General features: G+C 40.5%; 15 protein-coding genes. 10 read left to right on the forward strand and 5 right to left on the reverse strand.

The window, feature by feature from the left end:
- The first annotated feature begins 44 nt into the window (after window positions 1-44).
- The 10 genes from L6475_RS06665 to pyrF all read left to right on the forward strand — a co-directional run bounded on the left by L6475_RS06665 (window position 45) and on the right by pyrF (window position 8,805).
- A complete protein-coding gene (locus L6475_RS06665; protein WP_237823869.1) occupies window positions 45-1,013 on the forward strand; it encodes a PhoH family protein in 969 nt (322 codons plus the stop codon).
- Window positions 991-1,941 (forward strand): phosphoribosylaminoimidazolesuccinocarboxamide synthase, encoded by a 951-nt coding sequence (locus L6475_RS06670; protein WP_237823871.1) that lies wholly within the window; start codon window positions 991-993, stop codon window positions 1,939-1,941. Before L6475_RS06665 ends, L6475_RS06670 begins: the two co-directional genes overlap by 23 nt.
- Window positions 1,942-1,945: 4 nt before the next feature.
- A complete protein-coding gene (ubiE, locus tag L6475_RS06675; protein WP_237823873.1) occupies window positions 1,946-2,677 on the forward strand; it encodes a bifunctional demethylmenaquinone methyltransferase/2-methoxy-6-polyprenyl-1,4-benzoquinol methylase UbiE in 732 nt (243 codons plus the stop codon).
- A gap of 12 nt (window positions 2,678-2,689) precedes the next feature.
- Window positions 2,690-3,436 carry a shikimate dehydrogenase gene (locus L6475_RS06680; RefSeq protein WP_237823875.1) on the forward strand — a complete coding sequence of 249 codons (747 nt, stop codon included), beginning with the start codon at window positions 2,690-2,692 and terminating at the stop codon, window positions 3,434-3,436.
- 35 nt (window positions 3,437-3,471) lie between these two features.
- Window positions 3,472-4,770, forward strand: coding sequence for a YgcG family protein (locus L6475_RS06685; RefSeq protein ID WP_237823877.1), 1,299 nt, complete (start codon window positions 3,472-3,474; stop codon window positions 4,768-4,770).
- A 70-nt stretch (window positions 4,771-4,840) separates the two neighbouring features.
- The gene (locus L6475_RS06690) at window positions 4,841-5,422 is read left to right on the forward strand and encodes a LemA family protein (RefSeq protein ID WP_237824068.1); all 582 of its coding nucleotides are present in this window, start codon (window positions 4,841-4,843) and stop codon (window positions 5,420-5,422) included.
- 10 nt (window positions 5,423-5,432) lie between these two features.
- Window positions 5,433-6,596 carry an AIR synthase-related protein gene (locus tag L6475_RS06695; RefSeq protein ID WP_237823879.1) on the forward strand — a complete coding sequence of 388 codons (1,164 nt, stop codon included), beginning with the start codon at window positions 5,433-5,435 and terminating at the stop codon, window positions 6,594-6,596.
- Between the two features lie 21 nt (window positions 6,597-6,617).
- Window positions 6,618-7,727: a peptide chain release factor 1 gene (gene prfA / locus L6475_RS06700; RefSeq protein ID WP_237823882.1), complete on the forward strand. Its 1,110-nt coding sequence runs from the start codon at window positions 6,618-6,620 to the stop codon at window positions 7,725-7,727.
- 32 nt (window positions 7,728-7,759) lie between these two features.
- On the forward strand, window positions 7,760-7,957 hold the full coding sequence (locus L6475_RS06705; protein ID WP_237823884.1) for a hypothetical protein: 198 nt from the start codon (window positions 7,760-7,762) through the stop codon (window positions 7,955-7,957).
- Window positions 7,939-8,805 carry an orotidine-5'-phosphate decarboxylase gene (gene pyrF / locus L6475_RS06710; protein ID WP_237823886.1) on the forward strand — a complete coding sequence of 289 codons (867 nt, stop codon included), beginning with the start codon at window positions 7,939-7,941 and terminating at the stop codon, window positions 8,803-8,805. Before L6475_RS06705 ends, pyrF begins: the two co-directional genes overlap by 19 nt.
- A gap of 43 nt (window positions 8,806-8,848) precedes the next feature.
- Here pyrF and ilvN read toward each other — a convergent pair whose 3' ends face one another.
- The 5 genes from ilvN to L6475_RS06735 are packed head-to-tail and all read right to left on the reverse strand — an operon-like array spanning window position 8,849 to window position 16,670.
- The gene (gene ilvN / locus L6475_RS06715) at window positions 8,849-9,394 is read right to left on the reverse strand and encodes an acetolactate synthase small subunit (RefSeq protein WP_237823888.1); all 546 of its coding nucleotides are present in this window, start codon (window positions 9,392-9,394) and stop codon (window positions 8,849-8,851) included.
- A 46-nt stretch (window positions 9,395-9,440) separates the two neighbouring features.
- On the reverse strand, window positions 9,441-11,159 hold the full coding sequence (gene ilvB, locus L6475_RS06720; RefSeq protein WP_237823891.1) for a biosynthetic-type acetolactate synthase large subunit: 1,719 nt from the start codon (window positions 11,157-11,159) through the stop codon (window positions 9,441-9,443).
- A gap of 31 nt (window positions 11,160-11,190) precedes the next feature.
- Window positions 11,191-12,987 (reverse strand): dihydroxy-acid dehydratase, encoded by a 1,797-nt coding sequence (gene ilvD / locus L6475_RS06725; protein WP_237823894.1) that lies wholly within the window; start codon window positions 12,985-12,987, stop codon window positions 11,191-11,193.
- A gap of 39 nt (window positions 12,988-13,026) precedes the next feature.
- Entirely contained in the window at window positions 13,027-14,295 is a 1,269-nt protein-coding gene (locus L6475_RS06730; RefSeq protein WP_237823898.1) for a DNA recombination protein RmuC, read from the reverse strand.
- Window positions 14,296-14,327: 32 nt separating this feature from the next.
- On the reverse strand, window positions 14,328-16,670 hold the full coding sequence (locus L6475_RS06735) for a transglycosylase domain-containing protein (protein ID WP_237823902.1): 2,343 nt from the start codon (window positions 16,668-16,670) through the stop codon (window positions 14,328-14,330).
- Window positions 16,671-16,719: the final 49 nt, after the last annotated feature.

A 16,719-nucleotide genomic window follows, 5' to 3' on the forward strand; every position in this document is an offset into this window, starting at 1 on the left:
GAAATATCGTAACTTTGCACAAAATTTTAATTTTTATATCGATTTTGATAGAGAAGCATATAGTTTTGGAAGATATCGACCCCGTGGTTTTCTACGGTGTAGGCAATTCTCATCTTCAAATGGTAAAAGCATTATATCCAAAATTGCGGATAGTTGCTCGTGATAATGTGATACGCGTACTTGGCGACGAGGAACAAATGGCAGCCTTTGAAGAAAGTACAGAAAAGATGCGTCAACACGTTTTGAAATTTAATTCTTTAAAAGAGGAAGATATACTAGATATTATTAAAGGAAAACGCACAAAAGATGAGGTGCCGGATGGAGTCGTTTGTTACTCGATGGCAGGAAGGCCCATTAAAGCACGAACTGAAAACCAGCAGCTACTCATTGATTCTTTTAATACAAATGATATGGTGTTTGCTGTAGGCCCAGCAGGAACCGGTAAAACTTATCTTTCAATAGCCTTAGCCGTAAAATCATTAAAAGACAAAACTGCAAAGAAAATTATTCTTTCACGCCCCGCAGTTGAAGCTGGTGAGAAATTAGGATTTTTGCCGGGCGATATGAAAGATAAGATTGATCCATACTTACAACCTCTTTATGATGCACTTGAAGACATGCTCCCTCAGGTAAAATTGCAGGATATGATGGAGAAACATGTTATTCAAATTGCCCCTTTAGCTTTTATGAGAGGTCGAACTTTAAGTGATGCTGTAGTTATCCTAGATGAAGCTCAAAATACGACCCCTGCTCAGTTGCGTATGTTCCTTACGAGAATGGGATGGAATACCAAAATGGTGATTACAGGTGATACCTCGCAAATAGATTTGCCTCGTACGCAAAAAAGTGGACTTATTGAAGCTCTTCATGTATTGGGGCAAACAGAAGGAATTGGTGTCGTAAGACTCGATAGAACGGATATTGTACGCCATAAGTTGGTGACAAGAATAGTAAATGCATACGAAACATTCGATAAAGAATATAAAAACAATGAAAGCATTAACAAAGACTGACTTCAACTTCGAGGGACAGAAAAGCGTGTATCATGGTAAGGTACGCGACGTGTACAACATTAATGATGACCTGATGGTTATGGTGGCCACAGACCGTATCTCGGCTTTTGATGTGGTACTTCCAAAGGGTATTCCTTTTAAGGGACAGGTGTTAAATCAGATTGCTGCAAAATTCTTGGATGCAACAACAGATATCTGTCCAAACTGGAAACTTTCTACCCCCGACCCCATGGTAACGGTAGGCTTGAAATGTGAGGGATTCCGCGTAGAAATGATTATTCGTAGTATTCTTACAGGTTCTGCGTGGCGCGAATATAAAAATGGATGCAGAGAATTGTGTGGTGTGAAACTGCCTGATGGAATGCGTGAAAACGAACGTTTCCCTGAACCTATCATTACACCTACAACAAAGGCAGATGAAGGGCATGATATGAATATCTCAAAAGAAGAGATTATTGCTCAGGGAATTGTTTCGGCTGAGGATTACGCAATCATGGAAGACTACACTCGTAAAATTTTCGCTCGTGGTCAGGAAATTGCAGCTAAACGCGGTCTAATTCTTGTTGACACCAAGTATGAATTTGGAAAGCGTGATGGAAAGGTATATTTGATAGATGAGATTCATACCCCAGATTCAAGTCGCTATTTTTACGCTGAAGGCTATGAAGAAAAACTGGCTAAAGGTGAACCTCAGAAACAACTTTCAAAAGAGTTCGTTCGTCAGTGGCTCATTGAACACGACTTTATGAATGAACCTGGTCAAAAGATGCCAGAAATAACCGACGAGTATGCTGAAAGTGTTTCTGAGCGCTACATAGAACTCTACGAAAATATAGTAGGAGAAAAGTTTGATCGTGCTGCTGAAGAAGGTGACATAGCAGCTCGTATTGAGAAGAATGTCAGCGAGTACTTAAAGAATAGAAAATAATTTAATGTACAGGCAAGAAGCAATTAAGCCCTACCATGAGGGTGAAAAAGGCCAACAGGTTGAAGCGATGTTCAATAACATCGCTCCAACTTATGATAAGCTAAATCATCGCTTATCGTGGGATATTGACAAAAGATGGAGAAAGAAAGCCATCCGTCTGCTATCCCCTTTTCATCCTCAAAAGATATTAGATATTGCAACAGGTACGGGCGATTTTGCTATCCTTGCAGCAAAAACGCTAAATCCTCAAAAACTTATTGGAGCAGATATTAGTGAAGGTATGATGAATGTTGGACGAGAAAAAGTTAAAATGCTCGGCCTTCAGGATATCATAAGTTTTGAAAAAGAAGACTGTTTGGCACTATCCTACCCTACAGAATCCTTCGATGCGGTGACTGCTGCTTTTGGCATTCGAAACTTCGCTAATTTAGAACAGGGACTTACGGAGATGTGTCGTGTCCTCAAAAAAGGCGGACACCTTAGTATCGCAGAACTGACTACTCCTGTAAGTTTCCCCATGAAACAACTTTTCAACATTTATAGTCATTCAGTCTTACCATTTTATGGACGTGTGATTTCTAAAGACAAAAGCGCTTATTCTTATCTCACAAAAACCATCGAGGCTTTCCCTCAAGGCGAGCAAATGATGGAAATACTTAAAAAGGCTGGATTCAGTGAAACTTCATTCTATCGGCTGACTTTCGGTATTTGCACAATTTATTTCGCAACAAAATAAAGATGTATTGTTATGGATAAATACGGACTTATAGGCTATCCTTTAGGACATTCATTCTCTATCAGTTACCACAACCAACGATTTGCTGACGAAGGGATTAATGCAAAGTACGTAAACTTTGAAATTCCATCTATCGACGATCTTCCGGAAATTTTAAGTTCTAATCCGGAACTTAAAGGATTGAATGTCACTATTCCTTACAAGGAAAAGATTATGGAATTTCTTGATTATGTAAGTCCTGAAGCAAGAGCAATCGGGGCCGTGAATGTTGTCAAAGTGATACATCAGGGCAAGAAAATTCTTTTAAAGGGGTATAATTCGGATGTTATAGGATTTACCCAAAGTATTGAGCCGATGTTAGAAGATTGTCATAAAAAAGCTCTTATTCTCGGTACTGGAGGCGCATCAAAAGCTATTAGTTACGGTCTAAAATCATTAGGTATTGAAACTGTTTTTGTGAGCAGATATGAACGTCCAGGTACAATCCAATATGAAGCTATTACTCCTGACATTATAAAAGAATACAAAATCATAGTTAACTGTACTCCTGTGGGTATGTATCCTAAAACGGAAGAATGTCCTAAACTGCCCTATGAAGCGATGGATGAACACACTATTTTATATGATTTAATATATAACCCTGATGAAACTCTTTTCATGAAACGTGGGGCTCAATATGGAGCACAGACAAAAAATGGGCTCGAAATGCTTCTTTTGCAGGCATTTGCGTCATGGGAGTTCTGGAATAGTAAAGATTAATGCAGCACACTTTTAAAATATCAGGAACTACAATTATGGTAGCCGCTATTGGTGTTATTGTCGGTGGTGGTACTGCTATGAATTTGGGCGTAAGTATCGGTTCACTAGAATCGGTTAGGTTCCTTTTCCAATTTTTCTGTGCTACTTTTGCAATAATAACAATTGGTGGTCTTTTTGCCGATTACACTTTCAACAAGCAACTAACGGCTCAGCGACATAATGAGCGAAGAGCTCTCAGAAAGATAGCTAACAACTATAATGATGTGATCCGCATGCTAGAAAGTAATTATAGAAGTGAAAAAAAACTGACAGGACCTTTTGATAATAACGGGCGAGAAAGAATACGCAGGCACTATGAAAGTCTGTATCTAAGAAACAAACAAGACTTCGAACGTGATAGTTACAAATTGCTGACCTCACAAACTAATACGTCAGCTACTACTCGGCATTTTAAACTTTTTTGGAAGATTACAATATTGTTAGGGATAATTTGTCATGTGGCTGCAGGTACATATACATTAGGAGCTGTGAGCCATTTGTCTCCTGTTCCATCAGCTTCGAAAGTTCCTTCATATACAGAAGGTGATGCAATAGCATGGAATGCTGAAAATATTCCGATGCCACATCTTACAGACGGATCTCGCTATGTGTCAAATCCTGATAGCGTAGTGACACCCCAAACAGAGCGTCAACTAAATAGTATGCTTAAGAGAATGGACGATTCGCTTCATATTGAGTCCGTTATGGTAATAGTTCGAAAGGTTGAGAATCAGGATGTGTTCCGATTCGCACAAGATATATTTGATCGATACAAGGTGGGCAAAGATGATCGCGGACTCGTAGTCGTTTTGGCATATGAAGACAATAAGGTGAGAACCCATACTGGTCGCTCTCTTGAAGCCGATCTAACAGATATAGAGTGTTCCAGATTACAGCAGAACTATGCTATACCATTTATGAAAAGTGAACAACCGGATAGTGGTATGCTCTACCTTACTCAGGCTATTTACAACACCTTGAAAAGAAAAGAATTACCAACTTCATACAGTCAAAAACTTGAGGCTGAGGCCGATGAGGCTTTCGGAGTGTTTGTACTTTATTTCCTGCTTGCGGGTGTTTGGTTCATACTTGTAAAATATGTGTATCGTCGCTATACAGGAAGGGGTACAAGTGGTATGCTTCGGGCTAATCCATTTGCGAAAGTACCTGTCGTAGTTGTTGGTGGCGGAGGTTTCGGTGGTGGCAGACACTCTGGAGGTTTTGGTGGAGGATTCTCCGGGGGCGGTTTTTCTGGTGGAAGTTCTGGAGGTGGAGGAGCTACGTCAAGTTGGTAGAGTATTATATTGCATTGATTATAGATATAAAGAAATTGAACAATAAATTTTAAATATTAAGCTTATGAAAATCAACAAAACCCTTATCGGAGTTATCGTTGTCCTTGTTCTCATTGCTGTATGGGCAATTAGTGCTTACAATGGAATGGTTGGCGTAGAGGAAGAAGCTACAACTGCTTTAGCCAATGTGCAGTCTACCTATCAGCGTCGAGCTGACTTGATCCCGAATTTAGTTGAGACGGTTAAAGGTTATGCTGGTCATGAGAAAGAAACTCTTGAAGGTGTGGTTTCGGCTCGTTCCAAAGCAACAAGCATCAATCTTGATGCCGAATCTTTAACACCCGAGAAGATGAAACGATTCCAATCGGCACAAGGAGAACTATCAACAGCATTAGGTAGATTAATAGCAATTCAAGAAAACTATCCCGAATTAAAAGCTAATGAGAATTTCCGCGATTTACAAGTTCAATTGGAGGGTACGGAAAATCGCATTAATGAGGCACGAAACAAATACAATGCGGCAGTACAGCAATATAATTTGAAAATTCGCCGCTTCCCTAATTCAATTCTCTCTGGTTTGTTCGGTTTTGAAAAAATGCAGAAATTCGAAGCTGAAACTGGTGCAGAAAAAGCTCCACAGGTAAAATTCTAAATTAATGATTATGGACAATAGATATATGATGCGCGGCGTTAGTGCTGCCAAAGAAGATGTACACAACGCTATCAAGAACATTGACAAGGGCATTTTTCCACAAGCATTCTGTAAGATTATCCCCGACATTTTAGGAGGTGACCCTGAGTTTTGTAATATCATGCATGCTGATGGCGCAGGCACAAAATCGAGCCTCGCATACATGTATTGGAAAGAAACTGGTGATCTTTCAGTATGGAAAGGTATAGCACAAGATGCTATTGTAATGAATACTGATGACTTGCTTTGTGTTGGCGCCGTTGACAATATACTTGTTTCAAGTACAATCGGACGCAATAAGATGCTTGTTCCTGGAGAGGTTATTTCGGCTATCATCAATGGTACAGATGAACTTTTAGCAGAATTGCGCGAAATGGGTATTGGCATTTATCCAACTGGTGGCGAAACCGCTGACGTTGGCGATCTGGTAAGAACCATTATTGTTGATTCTACTGTTACATGCCGCATGAAACGTTCTGATGTTATTGATAACGCCAATATCTGCCCAGGCGATGTGATCGTCGGTTTGTCATCAACAGGTCAGGCAACTTATGAGAAGCGCTATAATGGTGGTATGGGTTCGAATGGCTTAACATCAGCGCGTCATGATGTATTTGCAAAATATTTGGCAGAGAAATACCCTGAAAGTTTTGACCATTCTGTTCCTGAGGACTTGGTGTACAGCGGTAAATATCAGCTTACGGATGGTGTTGACGGCTCGCCTCTGAACGCTGGTCAATTAGTTCTCTCCCCTACTCGTACATATGCTCCTGTAATCAAACGTATTTTGGACGAGATGCGTTCAGAAGTTCATGGTATGGTACATTGTACAGGTGGTGCCCAAACTAAAGTGCTTCATTTTGTAAACGACAATTGTAAAGTCGTCAAGGATAACATGTTCCCCGTTCCTCCCTTGTTCCGTGCTATTCACGAATGTTCAGGTACAGATTGGAAAGAAATGTATCAAGTGTTTAATATGGGGCATCGCATGGAAATCTATGTGCGTCCGGAAATAGCAGATAAGATAATCGAAATTTCTAAGAGTTTCAATATAGATGCACAAGTAGTTGGTCATATTGAAGAAGGCCCAAAAAGTCTGACCATTAAGAGTGAGTTCGGTACCTTCAATTATTAAGAAGTTTGTTGAGATTCAAGAATGGATAGAAATCATATATTGCAAAAACTGGATGGCTTAGAATCCCGTTTTGAAGAAGTTTCAACTTTGATTACTGACCCCGCAGTGATTGCGGATCAGAATCGTTTTGTCAAGTTGACAAAAGAATATAAGGATCTTGGAGATATTATGGATGCCCGTAAAAGATATATTTCTTGTCTAAACGGCATTAAAGAGGCTAAAGATATTTTAGCTAATGAAAGTGATCCGGAAATGAAGGATATGGCCCGCGAAGAGTTGGCTATTAATGAGGAGTTGCTTCCTAAGCTAGAAGAAGAAATTAAAATAGCTCTTATTCCAAAAGATCCTGAAGATGCTAAGAATGTTCAAATGGAGATTCGAGCTGGAACAGGTGGTGATGAGGCTTGTCTGTTTGCTGGTGACCTATTTAAAATGTATAAGAGTTATTGTGAGTCAAAAGGTTGGCAACTTTCTGTAACAGACTTCAATGAAGGTGCGGTTGGTGGCTTCAAGGAAATAGACTTTGCTGTAAGTGGTGCTGACGTCTATGGTACTCTTAAATATGAGTCTGGTGTTCATCGCGTTCAGAGAGTACCTGTAACGGAATCAAATGGTCGTATGCAGACGTCAGCAGCAACTGTAGCAGTTTTGCCTGAAGCAGATAAATTTGAGGTTCATGTAAATGAAGGTGAAATCAAGTGGGATACATTCCGATCAAGTGGTGCTGGTGGTCAGAACGTAAATAAAGTTGAATCAGGTGTACGTCTTCGCTATATGTGGAAAAATCCCAATACTGGTGAAACTGAGGAAATCCTTATTGAATGTACCGAAACACGCGATCAACCGAAGAATAAGGAGCGAGCTCTTTCAAGACTTTATACGTTCATATACGATAAAGAGCATCAAAAGTATATGGATGATATTGCTTCACGCCGAAAAAGTCTTGTTTCGACAGGCGATCGTTCAGCCAAGATACGTACCTATAACTTTCCACAAGGTAGAGTAACTGATCATCGAATTGGTTTTACAACTCACGACCTTCAGGGTTTCTTGGGTGGCGACATCCAATCAATGATTGATGCGCTGACTGTAGCTGAGAACGCTGAAAGAATGAAAGAAGCAGAATTGTAAAAATAAGATGTAAAAAGATCATTATTAAAGAGATGAAGAAATTTATAGGCGTAACATGGATAGAATGGGTATGTATATTTGTTGCCGTTGTTACAGCTGAATTGCTACAGGAGGCTATCCCAACAAACGGAGTCATGCATTTTATAACCTATTTTATTGGATGGTTTATAGGATATACACTATGTTTCTTACTAATTAAAGCTATATTAAAATGGACAGGAAAGAATTAATAGAACAAATTCGCGCAAAGAAAAGTTTTCTTTGCGTTGGTCTAGATACAGACATCAATAAAATCCCCGAGTGTGTTAAAAAACTTGTTGATGATAAGTGTGAGGATGAAGAAGATCGATTATCGATGTATATCTACGCGTTCAACAAGATTATTATCGATGCTACAGCACCCTACTGTGTTGCTTATAAACCCAACCTCGCTTTTTATGAATGCTATGGCATAGATGGACTTTATGCTTACGAGCGTACTGTGGAGTATCTGAAAGAGAAGTATCCTAATCATTTTATTATTGCTGATGCAAAACGTGGTGATATTGGCAACACTTCTAAGATGTATGCACAATCATTTTTCGAAGGTAATTCTCAGGTAGATGCTGTAACAGTTGCTCCATATATGGGGGAAGATAGTGTGAGCCCTTTCCTGAGTTATGAAGGTAAGTGGGTTATTCTACTGGCTCTTACTTCCAATAAAGGTTCACATGATTTTCAGCTTACAGCAGATTCTGATGGTGAGCGACTCTTTGAGAAAGTATTGCGAGTAAGTCAGCAATGGGGAACTGATCAGAATATGATGTACGTGGTTGGTGCCACTCAGGGACAGATGTTCGAGGATATTCGTAAGGTGGCTCCTAATCATTTCTTACTGGTTCCTGGCGTTGGAGCTCAGGGTGGTTCATTACAGGAAGTGTGCAAATATGGAATTACCAAAGATTGTGGTTTGTTGGTAAACTCTTCTCGAGGCATTATCTATGCTTCCAATGGCGACGATTTTGCTGAAGTAGCTGCAAAGAAAGCCAAAGAACTTCAAGAAGAGATGGCTGCTGAACTAAAGAAAATCAGTTTCTAATAAAGAACAAACTGAGAATAGAAGAAGGAAAAAGGCAGAACGATTAACGTTCTGCCTTTTCTCTTTGCTCAAGAAACTCACTTACTTGTTCTTGTGTACTTCTTGTAACAGCAATACGCCCCGAACGAGTATACTGCAGCACACAGTTAAACTCGTTTAAAGCATTAAACAGGTTCATAATATCTTCTGTATTACCACTCTTCATCACGATAACGTAAGTAGGATTAACTTCAGTTATCTGTGCATCGTAATGGCGAACAATACGTGAGATTTCTGAATTCTGCATCACTTCATCTGTTGAAAGTTTGTATAGACCAGTCTCACGAATAAATAGTTGATCATCAGTAAAATAAGTAGCTTTAATTACATCTATTTTTTTCTCAATCTGATTCACAATTTTTACGACTTGGTCATCATAACACCATGCAGTAATTGTATATTTATGTACTCCCTCTATGCTTGAAGCAGACACGTTCAAGCTCTCAATATTAACTTGCCGACGCGTAAAGACTGCCGTTATCTGATTCAGAATACCGGCAATATTCTCTGAATATACTAAGAGTGTATAGAATTTCTTTTCTTGTTCCATTGTGCTCATAATAATCTTGTCACTAAATTGAAGAATTATAACCCAATTACGAATTAAATTTCAACATCATTTCATCGATAGTTTTTCCTGGAGCTACCATCGGCATAACATCTGCATCTTCCTTAATGGCACATTCTAAGATGAATGGACCTTTAGAGGCAAGCATTTTATCAACCTTCGATGAAAGTTCTTTTCTATCCACAACAAGCTCATATGGTATATTGTAGGCATTTGCAATAAGATTATATTTTGGATTCATCATTGGAGTAAAAGAACGATGTCCATTCCAGAACATATCCTGCCACTGACGCACATTGCCTAAATAATTATTGTTCATCAGAATCATTTTAACAGGGGCTTGCTGTTCCATGATTGTACCTAATTCTTGAATATTCATTTGGAAGCCGCCGTCTCCACAAAACATACAAATAGTGCGGTCTGGGGCGCCAAACGTAGCTCCAATTGCAGCGGGCATACCAAACCCCATAGTTCCCAATCCACCACTTGTCACAATAGAACGTTTCTTGTTGTAGTGGAAGTAACGAGATGAGAGCATCTGGTTCTGTCCAACATCTGTAACAAGAACAGCATCCCCCTTAGTAGCTTCCGCTACAGCATTTACAACCTCACCCATTAGCAATGGTCCTTCTTTAGGATGAATAGCTGGTCCAATCACTTGTTCTTTTTCCATTTCGAAGTAACTATCGAAAGATTTCTTCCATTCTGTATGGTCATTCTTATTCAGCAACTTCGTAATAGCAGGCATAGTCACCTTACAATCGCCAATTACAGGAATATCTGCATGAATACATTTGTTAATTTCAGCTTTGTCGATATCCAGATGAATAATCTTAGCCTGTCTAGCATATGTAGAGGGGAGCCCCGTAACTCGATCACTGAAACGCATACCAATAGCTATAATAACATCAGCCTCTTGCGTTTTCATGTTCAGAGCATACTGACCATGCATTCCGAGCATTCCCTTGTTTAAAGGATGTCTGCTCGATAAAGCTGAAAGTCCTAAAAGTGTTCTACCTACGGGAATATCAGCTTTTTCAATCAGTTCTATTAATTCCTGATGAGCATCTGCCAATTCAACGCCTTGGCCAACCAAAGCTAAAGGTCGTTTAGCAGAGTTAATCAGTTTTGCGGCTTCGGAAATAGATGATTTTGAGGGTGTAGGATATGGAACATAACTCCTTACAGATTTAACATGTTCAGGCCCTGTCCATTCACAAAGATGCGTTTGCGCATTTTTAGGAAAGTCTAATACCACCGGACCAGGACGCCCACTTCGGGCAATATAAAACGCACGACTTACTGCCCATGCTACATCATCAGCATGCCGAATCTGATAGCTCCACTTTGAGATTGGTTGCGAAACGCCAACAAGGTCAACTTCCTGAAAAGCGTCTGTTCCCAATGCGCTGATACCTACCTGACCAGCAATCACCACGATTGGTGTTGAGTCAAGCATTGCATCAGCAATACCAGTAAGAGTATTGGTTGCGCCAGGTCCACTCGTAACAACTGCTACGCCAACTTTACCACTGGTGCGTGCAAATCCTTGTGCAGCATGCACGGCTCCCTGTTCATGGCGTACTAATACGTGGTGAAAAGCCTTTTTCTCTCCTCTCGTATATTCGTAAAGCGAATCATATACTGGCATGATGCTTCCGCCAGGATATCCAAAGATAGTCTCCACGCCTTCAGCTTTCAACGCTCGCATTAAGGATTCGCTACCTGTTATCATTTCTTTGTCCATAATAATCTATAAGTCTATTATTCTTATGCTATCAGTCGATAATTCTTACACCACCTTTATCTGCACTTGATACGCTCTGAGCATAAGCACGTAGAGCTTTCGAAACTACACGATTGCGTTTCAAAGGTTGCTGTGGCCGTGCCTTTAGTTCCTCATCACTCAATTGTACATTAATGCTTCGTGATGGTATATCAATAATAATAATATCGCCATCTTTTATCTTACCAATATTACCACCATTAGCAGCCTCTGGCGAAATATGTCCGATGCTAAGTCCACTTGTTCCTCCAGAAAAACGACCATCGGTAATCAAGGCGCACTCTTTTCCTAAATGCATTGATTTGATATAAGAAGTGGGATAAAGCATTTCCTGCATTCCAGGACCTCCCTTGGGTCCTTCATGTGTAATAACTACACAGTCGCCGCTCTTCACTTTTCCTCCTAAAATTCCCTCGCAAGCATCTTCCTGTGAATCGAACACTACAGCAGGACCTTCAAAATGCCAAAGTGATTCGTCAACACCTGCAGTCTTAACTACACAACCATCTTGAGCTATATTTCCGAAGAGTACTGCCAATCCGCCATCTTTTGTATATGCATGTTCAATATCACGAATACAACCATTTTTACGGTCTGTATCTAAAGTATCCCATTTTTCACTTTGACTGCCCATCTTTGTTGAGAATCTGTTACCTGGTGCTGAATAGTAAATGTCAGCATAATTACAAATACCAGATGTTATATCATAGTTAACCATAGCCTCACCTAAGGTCAAACCGTCAACACGATGTGCATTACCATCTATCAGTCCAGCTTTATTTAATTCGTTGAGAATACCCAATATTCCTCCTGCACGTCCGCACTCTTGAACACTATACTTTTGAGTATTTGGTGCAAGTTTGCAAAGACAAGGTACAATCCTCGACAATTCATCAATATCTTTCATGCTGAAATCGACCCCAGCTTCTTGAGCTACAGCAAGCAGATGAAGAACTGTGTTAGTACTTCCGCCCATTGCTATGTCGAGTGCCATTGCATTCTTAAAAGCAGTACGTGTGGCAATACTTCTAGGCAATACACTTTCATCACCATCCTCATAATAAGCCAAAGCGTTTTTAACTATTTGACGAGCAGCTCTCCTGAATAGTTCTACACGATTGGTGTGTGTGGCCAATATTGTACCATTTCCAGGAAGCGACAGACCGATAGCCTCTGTGAGAGAGTTCATAGAGTTGGCTGTGAACATACCTGAGCAGGATCCACACCCTGGACAAGCACAACGTTCTATCTCTTTCATTTCATCATCTGTGACTGAAGGGTCTGCACCTTTTACCATTGCAGTAATTAGGTCTGCATTTTCGCCACGCCACTTTCCTGCTTCCATTGGTCCGCCTGAACAGAAAACCGTTGGAATGTTCAATCGCATTGAAGCCATCAGCATACCCGGGGTTACCTTGTCGCAGTTTGATATACAAATCATCGCATCAGCCTTATGGGCATTCACCATATATTCTACGGAGTCGGCAATAATGTCACGCGAAGGAAGTGAATAGAGCATACCGTCATGCCCCATTGCAATACCATCATCGATAGCAATAGTGTTGAACTCAGCTGCATAGCATCCCATTTTCTCTATTTCTTCACGAACTATTTGACCAATTTCGTGAAGATGAGTATGTCCTGGTACAAACTGGGTGAATGAATTCACAATGGCAATAATTGGTTTTCCGAACTGTTCCTGTTTCATTCCTGTAGCCACCCAAAGTGCTCTGGCTCCAGCCATACGTCGTCCTTCTGTGCAGACGCTGCTTCTCAACTGATGTTTCATGTTTATATATAATTATTTGTTCAGTTATTCATTGTCATATTAATCTTCAATGAGGAGATTATCATCTATTGCCGGGAGTGGATGTTTGGAATCCTCCTTAACACCAAGTTTCTGCATTTCAGTAGCTTTTTGAACAATACTTAATCGTCCTGTCAAACTTTTCTGAACTTCATCATAGTCAGTTTGAAGTAGCTGAACATCCTTTCCTATCTTACTGATTCTCTCAGCTAAAAGACCTACACGCGAAAGCAGTTGCTCTGCCAACGTTACGATACGTTGCTGATTTTCAGTTTGCCTATGTTGTCGCCAAGCTATTTGAATCATTCGTAAGATGGCAAACAGATTCTGCGTGCTTGAAATAAATACTTTTTGGTCGAACGCTTCCTGCCACATACGGGGCTCTCTTGCTAAAGCAACTTGAAGTGCTGCTTCGTTTGGTACATACATAATGACAAAATCAATCGCAGTATGTGGTGGTTGTATGTATCGGCTGTAGTCTTTGACAACAAGTTCTTTTACGTGTTGTTTCAGACTCTGTATGTGTCTGTCTAAAAATTGACTTTTCAGCTGATCATTACTTTCATTAACGTAATCATAATAAGCCTTAATGCTAACTTTAGCATCAATCACAACATCTTGCTGATCAGGATAGTGAAGCACCACGTCTGGACGCATCTTATGTCCCGAGTCTTCATTCAGAATCATATTTCCATCATTATCTACGATGGTACCCTGAACGTCATAATCGATACCACGACGAAAGCCTTGCGAGTCAAGTAACTCTTGTAGAACGAGCTCTCCCCAGTCGCCTGCCTGTTTTGAACTTCCACGAAGAGCATTGGTTAATTTTGTAGCTGTTCGATCCATCTTTTCCGCCTGTTCTCCAACCTGTCGTAAGCGTTCAGTTAAAGATGCTGCTGTGCGAGCCTGTTCTTTGTCACTTTCACGAATAGCTATTTGCAGTTGCTCAAAATTATCGTTAATAGGTTTAGTTATAGCCTCCAAACTCTCACGATTTTTGCTTTGTAACTGAGAACTTGTCTCATTTAAAATGCGTGAAGCTAAATTCTGAAACTGCTCCCTAACTACATTCAATTGCTGCTGAAACTGCTCAGCCCTCAACGACGCTTCTTTTTCGTTTTGTTGTCGTTGCTGTTGAAGGTCTGCTTCATGTTTCTCTTGTTGTAAGTCCAATTCACGTTGTTTCACTTCATTTTCTACACGTAATTGAGTGAGTTGACGGTTCATAACAATAAAGGTAACCACAACTCCAAGTAAAGTACCGATTATGATATAAAAAATGAACATGAAAACGGTCGCTGAAATTAATTAATGATTTTTTATTCGAATTCGTCATTATTCGTTATATTTTCGTCAAATGGTTCATCGCCCTCACCTACAGGCTCCATATCATCGACTACCGAACAAGGATCGAAATTCGCAGGAATATCGAAATGTTCATCTTCCGAATATCCTAAACTCTGATTTGCATATACCTTTTGCATATAGTAGGCAAAGATGGGGAGTGCCATAGTAGCTCCCTGTCCCATTGCCATATTGTTAAAGTGAATATCACGGTCATCTCCACCAACCCAACATCCACTCACCAGTCGAGGTGTAACCCCCATGAACCATGCATCAGAGTTATTGTTTGTAGTACCTGTTTTTCCACCCATATCAGCTTTGATATTATAGCGGAAGCGGATACGTCCTCCTGTACCTCCATCAACAACAGCTTTCAGCATATAAATCATTTTGTGTGCACTTGATTCGCTAATCACCTCATTCATTCTCGGTTCAAACTTTGCGACCTCATTGCCTTCACTGTCAACAATTCGTGTAACATAAAGCGGAGCCACACGTATACCGTGATTGGCGAAAGCGGTGTAGGCACTCACCATCTCGGCCACAGTGATATCACAAGGTCCAAGACAAAGAGCCATTGATGGAACTATTTCAGGATTGCGGATGCCATACTCGTTCAGAAGTTTTACAAATGCAAGCGGATTTAATCTTGACATCAAGTAAGCAGAAATCCAGTTATTAGACTGTTGAAGTCCCCATTTAAGGGTCACCATTTCACCATAGCGTGCTTTACTTCCATTACGTGGTGTCCAGGGTTGGTTATTTACCATATAGGTCTCCTGAACATTTGGAGCTTCGTCGCAAGGAGTCATACCATCCTCCATAGCTAGTGAATACAAGAATGGTTTGATTGTAGAACCTACTTGACGGCGGCCTTCAGTAGCCATATCGTAAGCAAAATGTTGAAAATCCAGACCTCCTACATAGGCTTTCACTTCACCATTTTGGGGGCACATACTAAAGAATCCTGTTCTAAGGAAAGACTTCATATAGCGTATGGAATCAATAGGTGTCATGATAGTGTCCACGTCGCCGTGGTAAGTAAACACCTGCATGTCGGTCTTCGTATTGAATGCCCTTTGAATTTCATCTTCACTGCATCCGGCAGCTTTCATCACTCTGTAACGGTCACTTTGCCTTATGGAACGATTCAGTATTTGTTGTACTTGATCTTGAGATAGAAGATTACTATAAGGATAGTTTGACTTCACAGCACGACCTTTGTCGAACTCAGGTTGCAAGAATTTTACGACATGGTCGTAACAGGCTTGCTCAGCATAGCGTTGCATGCGTGAGTCCAAAGTTGTATACACCTTCAGACCATCCGTATAGATATTGTATTCTCCACCGTCGCGTTTTCTGTTTTTGTGACACCACCCGTAGAGAGGGTCCTGTTCCCACGTAAGAGAATCAATATAGAATATTACATAGCTCCATGATGGATAATCTTTTCTTACAGGCTTCTTCGCTGTCATATAACGACGCAAGAAATCACGGAAATAAGTGGCTATACCATCCTTGTGATCATTTGCATGAAAATGAAGCTCCAATGGTAGAGCCTTACAACTATCAAACACTTCCTGGGTGATATATCCTTCTTTCAGCATTTGTCCAAGAACAACATTTCGACGATCTCGTGAGCGTTCAGGGAAGCGTACTGGATTGAAATAGCTTGGATTTTTGCACAATCCGACCAATGTAGCGCTTTCTGTTAGCGTAAGTTCTGAAGGCTCTTTCGAGAAATAGGTATTCGCAGCGGTTTTTATACCTACTGCATTATGCAGAAAATCGAAATAATTCAAATAGAGCGTAATTATCTCATCTTTTGTATAGGTTCGTTCCAATTCCACAGCAATCACCCATTCAATAGGCTTCTGAAGAAGACGCTCACCTGTTGAATGAGCGACATCGCTATATAGTTGCTTGGCCAACTGTTGGGTAATTGTTGAACCGCCGCCAGCCGATTTTTTCCCTAATAATCCGCGCTTCACTATAGCACGCATCAATGCATAGAAATCTACACCAGAATGTTCATAGAAACGGGCATCTTCGGTGGCTACTAAGGCTTGTACCAGCGTTGGCGATAGTTTTGAGTAGTCAACCATCACGCGATTCTCTCGACTCATGCTCCAGGTCCCAATTAATTTACCATCGCTTGAATATATCTGTGTGGCAAAGCGGCTGATAGGATTTTGGAGGTCTTCGAGTGGGGGCATATATCCAATTTTTCCACTTGCTATCCCCCAAAAACTTAACGTTGCAACCAATACGATGATTGCCAAAAGTCCCCAAAGCGTATATACGAATATTCTTCTCATTTTTCAATATTTCGTTTAGTTACGCAAAGGTACGAATAAAAAACGAAAC

The organism is Prevotella sp. E9-3 (assembly GCF_022024015.1).
Classification (GTDB): Bacteria; Bacteroidota; Bacteroidia; order Bacteroidales; family Bacteroidaceae; genus Prevotella.

Excerpts from the sequence above, each read along its gene's own strand:
- L6475_RS06680 (WP_237823875.1), top strand. The coding sequence starts at position 2,690 with ATGGATAAATACGGACTTATAGGCTATCCTTTAGGACATTCATTCTCT.
- prfA (WP_237823882.1), top strand. The coding sequence starts at position 6,618 with ATGGATAGAAATCATATATTGCAAAAACTGGATGGCTTAGAATCCCGT.
- ubiE (WP_237823873.1), top strand. The coding sequence starts at position 1,946 with ATGTACAGGCAAGAAGCAATTAAGCCCTACCATGAGGGTGAAAAAGGC.
- L6475_RS06685 (WP_237823877.1), top strand. The coding sequence starts at position 3,472 with ATGGTAGCCGCTATTGGTGTTATTGTCGGTGGTGGTACTGCTATGAAT.
- ilvN (WP_237823888.1), bottom strand. The coding sequence starts at position 9,394 with ATGGAACAAGAAAAGAAATTCTATACACTCTTAGTATATTCAGAGAAT.
- L6475_RS06705 (WP_237823884.1), top strand. The coding sequence starts at position 7,760 with ATGAAGAAATTTATAGGCGTAACATGGATAGAATGGGTATGTATATTT.
- L6475_RS06735 (WP_237823902.1), bottom strand. The coding sequence starts at position 16,670 with ATGAGAAGAATATTCGTATATACGCTTTGGGGACTTTTGGCAATCATC.
- pyrF (WP_237823886.1), top strand. The coding sequence starts at position 7,939 with ATGGACAGGAAAGAATTAATAGAACAAATTCGCGCAAAGAAAAGTTTT.
- L6475_RS06730 (WP_237823898.1), bottom strand. The coding sequence starts at position 14,295 with ATGTTCATTTTTTATATCATAATCGGTACTTTACTTGGAGTTGTGGTT.
- ilvD (WP_237823894.1), bottom strand. The coding sequence starts at position 12,987 with ATGAAACATCAGTTGAGAAGCAGCGTCTGCACAGAAGGACGACGTATG.
- L6475_RS06695 (WP_237823879.1), top strand. The coding sequence starts at position 5,433 with ATGGACAATAGATATATGATGCGCGGCGTTAGTGCTGCCAAAGAAGAT.
- ilvB (WP_237823891.1), bottom strand. The coding sequence starts at position 11,159 with ATGGACAAAGAAATGATAACAGGTAGCGAATCCTTAATGCGAGCGTTG.
- L6475_RS06670 (WP_237823871.1), top strand. The coding sequence starts at position 991 with ATGAAAGCATTAACAAAGACTGACTTCAACTTCGAGGGACAGAAAAGC.